8 protein-coding genes are annotated in these 10,562 nt (G+C 50.0%); 3 read left to right on the plus strand and 5 right to left on the minus strand.

What is annotated here, in order from left to right; all coding sequences use genetic code 11:
* Positions 1-119 precede the first annotated feature (119 nt).
* From K5Q99_RS15090 to K5Q99_RS15110, 5 genes are all read right to left on the minus strand, one after another.
* Positions 120-1,256, minus strand: coding sequence for an ABC transporter permease (locus tag K5Q99_RS15090; RefSeq protein WP_220777328.1), 1,137 nt, complete (start codon positions 1,254-1,256; stop codon positions 120-122).
* The gene (locus tag K5Q99_RS15095) at positions 1,246-2,202 is read right to left on the minus strand and encodes an ABC transporter ATP-binding protein (RefSeq protein WP_220777329.1); all 957 of its coding nucleotides are present in this window, start codon (positions 2,200-2,202) and stop codon (positions 1,246-1,248) included. The genes K5Q99_RS15090 and K5Q99_RS15095 overlap by 11 nt, the downstream gene beginning before the upstream one ends.
* Positions 2,199-3,137 carry an HlyD family secretion protein gene (locus K5Q99_RS15100; protein ID WP_373317085.1) on the minus strand — a complete coding sequence of 313 codons (939 nt, stop codon included), beginning with the start codon at positions 3,135-3,137 and terminating at the stop codon, positions 2,199-2,201. Before K5Q99_RS15100 ends, K5Q99_RS15095 begins: the two co-directional genes overlap by 4 nt.
* 71 nt (positions 3,138-3,208) lie before the next feature.
* Positions 3,209-3,910 carry a TetR/AcrR family transcriptional regulator gene (locus K5Q99_RS15105; protein ID WP_106650076.1) on the minus strand — a complete coding sequence of 234 codons (702 nt, stop codon included), beginning with the start codon at positions 3,908-3,910 and terminating at the stop codon, positions 3,209-3,211.
* A 124-nt stretch (positions 3,911-4,034) separates the two neighbouring features.
* Positions 4,035-4,382, minus strand: coding sequence for a hypothetical protein (locus tag K5Q99_RS15110; RefSeq protein ID WP_106651802.1), 348 nt, complete (start codon positions 4,380-4,382; stop codon positions 4,035-4,037).
* 704 nt (positions 4,383-5,086) lie between these two features.
* Here K5Q99_RS15110 and K5Q99_RS15115 point away from each other — a divergent pair.
* From K5Q99_RS15115 to K5Q99_RS15125, 3 genes are all read left to right on the plus strand, one after another.
* The gene (locus K5Q99_RS15115; RefSeq protein ID WP_220777331.1) at positions 5,087-5,944 is read left to right on the plus strand and encodes a lipase family protein; all 858 of its coding nucleotides are present in this window, start codon (positions 5,087-5,089) and stop codon (positions 5,942-5,944) included.
* Between the two features lie 11 nt (positions 5,945-5,955).
* Complete coding sequence (locus K5Q99_RS15120; protein ID WP_220777332.1) at positions 5,956-7,284, plus strand: DUF4785 domain-containing protein; 1,329 nt, start codon at positions 5,956-5,958, stop codon at positions 7,282-7,284.
* 341 nt (positions 7,285-7,625) lie between these two features.
* Positions 7,626-10,562, plus strand: a 2,937-nt coding sequence (locus tag K5Q99_RS15125) for an nSTAND1 domain-containing NTPase (RefSeq protein WP_220777333.1), incomplete at its 3' end; no start/stop codon positions are given.

A 10,562-nucleotide genomic window follows, 5' to 3' on the forward strand; every position in this document is an offset into this window, starting at 1 on the left:
GAACTCCGTTTCACCCTAGATTTGGAAAACGGCATCATAATTCACAGCCCAAGCTAGCACAACCTCATTCCCTGTCGCTGATAGCCTGTCATGCGGCTATCAGCATGCTGTTAACAATATTAATCTAGACGCTTAGAGAATCTCATACTGGCGATAAATAGCCCGACACAGGTAAAACCTATCATCCACAGGGCATCAAATTGCAGATCCATCACTTGGGCATCGCGTAGCACTATGGCCCGTGACATGCGCATAAAGTGGGTTGCGGGTAAGGCTTCGGCAATCCACTGCGCCGCGATAGGCATGGCTTCGTAGGGGAACATAAACCCCGACAAGAGAATCGATGGCAACAGGATAAATACCGTCATTTGCATCGATTGCAACTGGGTTTTCGCTATGGTCGAAATCACTAGTCCTAAAGTTAAACTGGCGCAAATGAACAACATAGCGGCAAGGGCTATGGAATCAAGCCCGCCACGAATCGGCACATCAAACAACAAATGCCCTGCGCTCAGGATAATGGTCACTTGCACAAAGCCGACGATCACATAGGGCACGATTTTACCCAGCATCAACTCCAGCGGCCGCACTGGCGTAGTGATCAAAAACTCCATATTACCCTGCTCGCGCTCACGCACTATGGCGGCGGAGGTAAACATCACCATGGTCATAGTCAAAATCACGCCCAGCAGGCCGGGCACTATATTGACCACAGAGCGTTGCTCAGGGTTGAAATATTGCACCACTTCAAAACTCGGCATCACGGTTTTTTGCGCTCTCCCTGCGATTTCATCCAGCGGCATTTGCCTAAGGCTACGAATGGTTGAGGCGACAACCGTATCAGAACCGTCCACCAGCCATTGCCCGACAGGTTGTGATAGATAAGGCTGGGCTAAATATTGCTGACCCGCAAAGCTTGGGTGACGCACTAAGCGCTCATCGAGATCGGCGGGCAAATACAGCACAGCTTTAACTTCGCCGCGAGTGATCGCCGCCTCTGCCTCGGCTGCACTTAAATAACGCTGTTTGAAATCCACCACCTGCGTCGCTTCTACCGCCTGCACCAATGAGCGGCTGTAGGCAGAATCGCTCAAATTCACCAGCCCCGCGGGCAAATGGCGCGCATCGGTATTGATGGCATAACCAAACAACATCAGTTGCACCAGCGGGATCATGACTATCATGCCAAAGGTCATACGATCCCGTGATAATTGCCGCAGCTCTTTGACGACAATTGCAAAAATTCTACGCCACATGGTCAGTTGCTCCCTTGGACACCCCAGCCAAACGCTCGCCGGTGCAAGTGACAAACACATCTTCTAGGCTAGCGCGCACTTCTTCCATCGTCCGGCTGGCAATCCGAGGTTTAAGCCAAGCGAGTGGATCTTCAATATCGCTGCGCACTAACACACGTAAACGACTGCCGATTTGCGCCGCCGACAATACCGCTGACTCGCTGATCAATGATTGTTTTAAATTGCGTAAATCATCCCCTGAAATTTCAACCACCCGAGCGCCCATCGCCGCCATCAGCTGCTGGGGTGAACCGTCGGCGCGTTTTATCCCCCGCTCTAAAATCGCCAGACCGTGGCAACGCTCGGCTTCATCCATATAGTGAGTCGACACAAGAATCGTGGTGCCTTGGGCGCAGAGATCAAATAAGCGCTCCCAAAACTCGCGTCGATTCTCGGGGTCGACCGCCGATGTCGGCTCGTCGAGAAATAACAATTCGGGGTGATGCAAAGTCGCCGCCGCTAAGGCCAAACGCTGCTTCTGGCCGCCACTCATGGAGCCCGCCATTTGTTTTTCACGGCCGACTAAATCGTATAGTGTGACTAATTCGGCTATCCGTTGCTTTGAGGCTCGGCGGTTCAAACCATAAATTTGCGCGACAAACTCTAAGTTTTCCCGCACCGAAAGATTGTCGTACAGGGAGAATTTTTGCGTCATATAGCCGATACGGCGACGCAGTTTTTCCTCGGCGCCGGGTAAGGTTTCACCCAAGACGCGGATTTCCCCCGATGTTGGACTCAACAGCCCAGTCAACATGCGAATTGAAGTGGACTTTCCGCAGCCATTGGGGCCAAGAAACCCATAAATAGTGCCCTTGGGAATCGCGAGATCGAGGTCTGCCACCGCATTCACGCCACCAAAGGCGCGGGTCATGCCTTGGGTCTCGATAGCAAAGTCGGTGTGGCTCATGGCAGCTCCACGGCTAATGCCATGCCCGTCGGTAAATCCTGTCCCTCGGCAGAAATCGTAATATCTGTCAGATACATCAACCGTGCTCGGTCACGCTCATTCAGCGCATAAAACGGCGTATAAGCGGGCTGACTGCGGATATTACGCACAGTGCCAGCAATCGGCATTTCGCGGCCATCCACTCGGATATTGACCTTATCACCCGCCTTCACTCTGTCTAACCAAGTCGCGGGCAGATAAACCCGCACATAGGGATGCTCGCTCGCCAACAAACCAATCAGCTGAGTGCCCGCCGCAATACGATCGCCGACTCGCCAAGGTAGCGTATCGACAACGGCGTCACGCGCCGCCACTAAGCTCAAGTCGGCTAAGGCTTTTTGTTCAATAGCGACACTGGCGCTGGCGGCGGCCACCGCGGCTTTAGCTTGTTCTAGCTGCTCACTACGGGTGCCATTTTCTAATAGACGCAGGCTTTGCTCCGCCTCGGCTTGCTTGGCTAAACTGGTATCCCGCGCCGCACGGGCGGTATCTAAATCCGCTTGGCTCAGCACTTTAGTGGCATACAAACGGTTGGTACGCTCAAACGCACGCTGCGCTTCTTTCACGCTGGCATTCGCCCCATCGAGCACGGCCTTAGCGCGTTCTATATCCTCTAAACGCGCACCAGTCACCGCCTCAGACAGCTTAGCCTTGGCTTGTTCAAGCTCGGCTTGACGCAGGGCAAGGCGCGCATTGGCCGAGGTCGAATCGAGTGTGAGTAGCACTTCGCCCGCCTTAACCTGCTGACCTTCAACCACATTCACCCGAGTAATCAACTCACCCACGGGCGCGGTAAGCGTCAGCCTGTCACGCTCGACTGTGCCAAGGACGCTCGGCGGCGCTTCGCTGCAAGCCGCTAATTGCAGCAGCAAACAGCCTAAAACGATACCTGTCATGATTCGCTTGGCTAATGCAATGTTGTTGCTTAACTGACTGCCATTTAACAAGGTCAACCCCTTCGTTGGGCTCATGACTGGCTCCTTGGATCACGTAAAAGTCCCTGCGTAAAAACCTGCATATTGTGCAAGGCCAAACGCTGTAAACCGTCGGTATCGGCACTAAAAAAGCCGAACTGACGCATCAATACGGGCGGGGCAATAAGCGGAAATACCATAAGACTCACAAAACTTAGCCGTGCTAAATCGGGGTCGACGCCCTCTTTTAATAATCCCGAATTAACTAACGTGGATTCGAGCCATTGCCGCGACAGAGTTAACACTTGCTCAAACACAGACAAGATAATCCGATAGGGTTCCGAGCCATCGCCCTCCTGCAACACCCGTATAATCAGCCGTGGCAAGCCAGGGTTGGGCGCCATAACGCGATAGTAGGTCTGCATGATTTCGCCGACATTATTCGGCGCTTCAGCCGCGGATATTTCGCGTAAGCGGGTGAATACGGGCTCAAGGGTTTCCCGCACCATTTGTTCGAACAAACCCGCTTTCGAACCAAAATAGTAACGGATAAGCGCGGCATCGACCTCGGCTTCGCGGGCAATTTCACGGGTAGACACAGTAGGATAACTGCGATGACTAAAGAGACTTAAAGCAGCGGTAATTAAGCGTTGGCGCGCGTCTGAGTTCCCCTTTGGACGACCGAGAATGGGCGGCGATTCAGCTTGGGCAGTAAATGGAACAACGCCCCTAGGACGACCGGGAATAAGCGACATGGCAGGCTCCAGCAAAATTCATCTACTGATGAATATACTGAAACGCCGCGTAAAAAGGCAGCAGTTAAATTCCTCATTTTCATGGGTATTGAGGAATTTAACTCTAAAATACCCAGACTAAAATTTATCCACCTTTGACTATGGCACCTAAACGGCTAACAAATTGCTGCACGGCTTCGACTGTGTCAAAGCTAAAGGCAAGGCCATAGTGGGTTTCGGTCAGACTCTTATGCAGACGCTTTGGAAAACGGGTCATCTCCCCATTATGGAAATAATCATATTTGGCATGCACGCCTGCAATGGTGGCGAGTTCGCCAGAAAAAACCTCAAACGCGGGCCGAATAATCAAGTTCGGTGATTTACCGTCGAGGTGTAAATAGAAGGCCTCTTTAGTATCTGGGAGCATGTATTCGGTAATGTTTTTTATGCTGAAGTTAGTGCGGCATTGTAATCCACTTAAGCAGCTCACCATCTCATTACGTTCTATCGCCAAACTTATTCTCCCTTATCCCTGTAAAAACTACCCAATTTGTATTTATCACATTGATACTACGTTAACTCAGCTCAGCCTAATCGGTTTACGCTGTAAATGCACTAAGCTGATGTCGATCTCACAAAGCGAGTGGCTAAGTTTAGCGAATTTATCCAAAAAACCTTTATATACAGAACGATAAACCGATTAATTCAAACGCAAAGCCAATGTCACAGAAAATTCTTTTGCGTAATCGAGCCATGATTTCAAACACCATAAAACGCAGCACCATTTATTAGTCATTGCTTATCATCACCTTATCACCCTCGATATTGATATTAAAACGCATGCTTTAAAATGCTGCCATGCTATTCAATTATATGGTGATTTTTTACTTGCCAGCTAAAAATGTTACGTCTAGGTTAAGAAGCTTGAGTTAAGTCCTGTTGATAATGGCTAAGTTACGGCAATCACATTGGCTGCCAACCTAAACTAGCGCATTCACCCTATCCCGTCGTATTCAGGCCTTAAATCATGTTCTACCCAAAGTGAGTAACCCGCGCCTATGGCGCATATAACCCGAGCCATGTCAGCCGATTTAACGCTAAATTACGGCAAATCCTCAGCATTAACCGATTTGCCCTAAACAGTCACAACGGACTGCGCGGCCACTATCAACAAGACCAACAACACGAGATATACCCATGAAGATCAAAAAAGCCCTCATGCTCTTGGGTCTGTTAGCTGTCAGCCCAGCGACACTCGCTGCAACCGGAGTTGCCTTTATCCACGGTACGGGTCACCAGACCAATGCCTTAGCCGATTACTGGACGCCCGAATTTGTTAACTCAGTGCGCCAAGGCATCCCAGTGCCAAACAATTACACAGTGATCAACTGCGACTTTGACCAATATATGTGGGAAGAAAGCGCCGCAGGTTGTCTGGCGACCCAGCTCAATAGCTTTATCCAAGCCAAAAATATCGACGACTTAATTTTGCTGACCCACTCCAATGGTGGCAACGTAGTGCGGTGGATTTTATCTAACCCTACGTGGGACAGCCGTTATCCTGCGGTGATCAACGCCACCTCAAAGGTTATCGCCCTCGCCCCTTCCAGTGCTGGTACGCCGCTCGCCGATGCGGTGAACCAAGGTAATGTGTTCGAAACCAGCTTAGGCTGGCTCTTAGGCTATGGCAGCAATGCGGTGAAACAACAGCAAGTGGGTTGGATGGCAAACTACAACAACACTATGCTCTACGGCACTGCAGGTCGCCCAAGCTTAGGTAAACCCTTCGAAGTCGTGGTGGGCTCAAATGTTGATTCCGCCATTTGGGACAGCGACAGTTACTGCGCGGGTTATCAATACCAAGTCGCGCTCGAAACGACTCAAAACTGGCTCGATAGCTGCTCCGATGGCTTCTTAAATTGCAGCTCGCAAAAGGCGGCTGGCACAGTCTGGTTTACCGATAAACAAAAGACCCGTGGCCAAGAACCCCTAAGCCATCAGCAGAGCCGCCGTGCGTGTTTCAATTTAGACACGCTGATCCGCAACCACATTTAAGGAGCACTAAGATGCACACACTCAGCAAACTTGCCAGTATCTTGGCGCTAAGCGGACTGCTCGCAGCCTGCCAAGACGAAGCCACACCCATAGATCCCAAAACCAATGCCAGCCCTATGTACGCCAAAGGGTTAACCCTAGCCGCGCCGAGCAATACCGATCTTGTCGATAGCAATATTGCCAGTCCAACACTGGCGCCCATTAACACCAGTACGGACTACATTAGCTTTATCACCCCTTTGTATGGCGAGTATCAGGCAAGCGCACCGCAGCTTGAACAAGCCAGCCAAAGTGACGAGTATTGGGTCAATGTAACCGGCGCGCAGCTTAATGCGGGCGTGGGCCTCACCATGAGCCAAGCGTCGAGCCTAGTGCGCATTGCGCCTCGGGGCGATACCAGTTCTGGCGCCTTAATGCATGCAGAGGCTATTGCCCCTGAGCGCGTACAAATTCAGCGCGTTAGCCCTAATCAGTCAGCCCAAGGCAAAGCGGCCAACAGCAGTGGGATAAACACCAATGAGTCATTGGTCAAATCGATGGCCAACGCCGATGCCCTTGCTAGCGCAGGATTAACCGATGATTCCAGCGCACTGCAAATGTCGGCGAAAGCCACACCGGGCCAATATCGCCTGCAGGTCAGTCAGCCGTTAACGCCAAACGCCAACTACTTAGTCAATGTGAAGGAAAAAGGCTCGCCCTATCAACTGAGTGTCAAAGCCTCCTCCGCTATCGCGGCTGATGCGCAAACCCTTGGGCTTGAACTCGCACTCAGCCAAAGTGATAACACCTTCGTGCCGCAGGCAACACTCAAACAAGCAGATGGCGATATGCGACCACTCTTGATGGTAAAACAAGGTGAGGCATGGCAAGCGGTGCTCCCCACAGGCGTGGCACTTTCGAGCAGCAATGCGGGTTTCAGTGAAGTTGAAATTACAGTGCAAACCCAAGTCGATGGCCGCCCAGTGCAGCGCACGGTCAAATCTGTCTTTAAGTCCTATGTCAATTCGGCGAGCATCAAGCCCGAAGTGCTCACGGTTTGGGATAAAGGTCTGCCTAACCAAATCAACTTTGAGTTATCGGTCGCCGAGGCGGGACGTTTTGGCTTAAGTGGCACGTTAACCGGCACCAATGCCGAAGGTCAAAAGGTGGCGATTCTACGTACCCAAGCGGCTAATTGGCTGACCCCAGAGTCGCCAAAGTTAAAGCTGATGTTAGATCCTAAGCTCATCCAAGCCTCGGGTTTACAGCCGCCCTTCGAACTCAATGAATTAGAACTGCAAGATCAAGGTCAAATGGCCAGATTAAGCTATCAAGCCAAGGCACTAACCTTATCGCGCTAATCCAAAGTGCCCAATCACGGGCACTTTTTTATTGTTGATCTTTTGCAATCTACACCTAAAAGCCATCACCTTATTTAACATCTAGCGCAATGCACAAACTGTTGACAGAAAAATGACAAGCTAAAGACTATTTACCACACCTCACCCTGATAAAATTTACATTGATTATCAAGGGTTATTCCTTTTAAATAACAATCATCAACGGCATAATGTCAAGGTCTTGACATCAGACCTTTGAATGACAAGCACAGATCTTTATAACAATACGTATAACAATAAGAGTGACTCACGGCGCAAGTTTTTACCGTGCCATGGTCAATACTCAATAAATGGACATCGTTATGAGTGACAGCACATTTTTCTTTGGTGAATGGCAAATCAATCCCAGCGCCAATAGTCTGCTCCTTGGCAAACAAGTCAAACAACTTGAGCCCAAGGCGATGGATGTGCTGTTATTTCTCTGCCAACGGGCGGGCGAAGTCATCAGCAGTGATGAAATAGTCAGCCACTGCTGGCCGGGGGTCGACACGGGCGACAATCCACTACATAAGATTATCAATCAGTTACGTCGCGCCTTAGGCGATAGTGCCACCGAATCCCGTTACATTGAGACCATACGCAAACGCGGCTATCGCACCTTAGCCGAAGTGCGTTTTCCTATCGGACACCAAGCCACCGCCAGCCCACAGAGTTGGCAAGGCGGCTCTCCCTTTCCGGGGCTGCAAGCCTATAGCGCTAACTATGCCGAGGTGTTTTTTGGCCGCAGTGAACAAATCAGCACTTTGCTTAACCGGATCAGTCAACAAATCCTGTTTGGCCGTGCCTTCTGCCTGATCTTAGGTCCAAGTGGCAGCGGTAAATCCTCCCTGATAAATGCGGGTGTTGTGCCCAATTTAATGAAGGGCGACGGCTATAACGGCATTGGTGTCGCGTCATTCAGCAGCTTAGATTTTGCCGATGTGAGTAAAGGGCAACTACTCACCGATCTTGCCAGTGCTATGCTCGACTGGGAAATCAACGACATCCCAGTATTCGAAGGCATGAGCGCTGAGACTCTGGCGATTCAACTCGTCGATGATATCCAAAGCGTGATCAACCAGTGCACCCAAGCGCTCAAGGCTAAACCTTTTTCCAATCCGTTTTTTGCCTTGTTTATCGACCGATTAGAAGTGTTGCTCTCATCACCGCTATTTAGCAATACCGAACGAACCCAGTTCATAGAATTATTGGAGCAACTCGCCACCTCAAAAACCGTGATTATCATCAGTGCCTGTCGTAACGATTTTTATCCGCTGCTGGTCAATTATCCCAGCCTGATGGCGGGCAAAGCGCGCGGCGCCCATTTTGACTTAGCGCCGCCAACCCGCACTGAGCTATTACAAATGATCCGCCTGCCCGCGGTGGCTGCCAACTTAAGCTGGGAAGTTGACAGCGACACCGCGATGCCGCTCGACGAAATGCTCTGCAGCGATGCCGCCAGTAACCCGGATGCGTTGCCTATGTTGCAATACACGCTGCAAGCCTTGTATTTGCAACGCAGCGCCGACGATAAGTTATTAGTCTCGGTTTATCATGCACTTGGCGGTATTGAAGGGGCGATTGGCAAAAATGCCGAGCAAGCGATTTCCCATTTAAGCGATGCCGAAAAAGCCAGTCTGCCGCGGATTTTATCCCTATTAGTCACCCTGCGCGAAGATGAAAAGTCCATCACCAGCCGCACCGCTCGCTGGTCACAACTGCAAAGCACGGCCGAAACCGCCCTAGTGCAAGCCATGGTCGATAGCCGCTTATTCGTGTCACATCTGCAAAATGGAGAACCCTGTTTTAGCATCGCCCACGAAGCACTTTTACGCCGTTGGCCGCGGGCGACGGCTTGGATTAGCGAACATAGCGACAGTTTGAGTATTAAGAGTCGCCTACAGCATTTATCTAAGCGTTGGCTCAGCGAAGCCAAACACAGCGCCTATTTGCTGGCCGAGGGAAAACCCTTAAAAGAGGCCCAAAGCCTTAGGCAAAACCCCTTGTTTGACTTAGACGAGCGAGAAACCGACTTTATTGCCGCCTCCAGCAAACGCGCCACTATGCTGCGCTGGACAAGGCGCATCACAGTCGCCCTGCTGTGTGTACTCACCTTAACCTCAGTCATTATGAGCGTTCGCAGTATCGAAGCCGAAAAGCTGGCCCAGCAAAAACGCCTCGCCGCCGAAGATCTGCTCGGCTTTATGGTGGGTGACTTCGCCGATAAGATGCGTGGCATCGGCCGAATGGACTTACTCGACGGGATCAGTAATAAGGCATTGGAATATTTCAGTGATTTTTCCAATAAAGAAGATGATACGCACTTAAGTTTTGATGCCCGTTTCCAACACGGCCAAACCTTAGAGGCCATGGGCGAAGTCGCCTATTCGCGCAATAAAATCGATGAAGCCCGCAGCGCCCTGCTCGCCGCGCAGGAAAAAATGCTACCGCTGTTGAGTGTACAGCCGGAAAACTTAGCCCTACTGAAAACCTTAGGTGCCAATGCGTTCTGGTTAGGACAATTAAAATATGATGTCAGTGATTGGGCGGCGTCACGCCCTTTTTACGAGCAATACTTAAAATACAGCCAAACCATGTACGCCCTTGCGCCAGAGGATAAAGATGCGCTGATGGAGCTGTCCTATGCCCATAACACTTTGGGCTCAGTTTCGATGAAACAGCAGGAATTTGCCAAAGCGCAGCAAGATTTTGAAGAGTCATTAAGGCTTAAATTGCTCGCCTTGGCAAAAGCACCTGAGGATAGTCAGCTGATTGCGGATGTGGCTAATGCTCGATCTTGGTTAGCAAGTGCGGCAGTGTCTTTGGGGGACATAAACACAGCAATATCAATCCATAAAGAGCTACAAAACGAATTAGAACTAGGTAATCATATAAAAAGTCCTTATTTGCTAGAAAAACTAAGCGGAAGCTATCAAACTCTCGCAGATTTGCTTAGTTATACTGAACATAAAGATGAAGCTTTTAATCAAGCCAAGTTGAACCTATCAACTGTTGAAGAAATACTAAGGCAAGATCCCCTGAATGACATATGGAAAACATCGAGATATTACGCTATTTTCCAAGTAATCAGATTAAGTAACTCTTCAACAGAGAAAACTCCAGTGAACAAAATTAGCGCACTAGAAGCTTCTATGTCTACAGATAACAGTCTTGAAAAAATGCAAAAAAAACATGAAATATGGGCTAACTTTTACTTATCATCATCTTATTATTTCATAAAATCAGGTAACAATAAGGAT

This window comes from Shewanella hafniensis (assembly GCF_019655335.1).
In the GTDB taxonomy this organism is placed as follows: Bacteria; Pseudomonadota; Gammaproteobacteria; order Enterobacterales; family Shewanellaceae; genus Shewanella; species Shewanella hafniensis.

Excerpts from the sequence above, each read along its gene's own strand:
- K5Q99_RS15090 (WP_220777328.1), bottom strand. The coding sequence starts at position 1,256 with ATGTGGCGTAGAATTTTTGCAATTGTCGTCAAAGAGCTGCGGCAATTA.
- K5Q99_RS15095 (WP_220777329.1), bottom strand. The coding sequence starts at position 2,202 with ATGAGCCACACCGACTTTGCTATCGAGACCCAAGGCATGACCCGCGCC.
- K5Q99_RS15100 (WP_373317085.1), bottom strand. The coding sequence starts at position 3,137 with ATGACAGGTATCGTTTTAGGCTGTTTGCTGCTGCAATTAGCGGCTTGC.
- K5Q99_RS15105 (WP_106650076.1), bottom strand. The coding sequence starts at position 3,910 with ATGTCGCTTATTCCCGGTCGTCCTAGGGGCGTTGTTCCATTTACTGCC.
- K5Q99_RS15110 (WP_106651802.1), bottom strand. The coding sequence starts at position 4,382 with ATGGTGAGCTGCTTAAGTGGATTACAATGCCGCACTAACTTCAGCATA.
- K5Q99_RS15115 (WP_220777331.1), top strand. The coding sequence starts at position 5,087 with ATGAAGATCAAAAAAGCCCTCATGCTCTTGGGTCTGTTAGCTGTCAGC.
- K5Q99_RS15120 (WP_220777332.1), top strand. The coding sequence starts at position 5,956 with ATGCACACACTCAGCAAACTTGCCAGTATCTTGGCGCTAAGCGGACTG.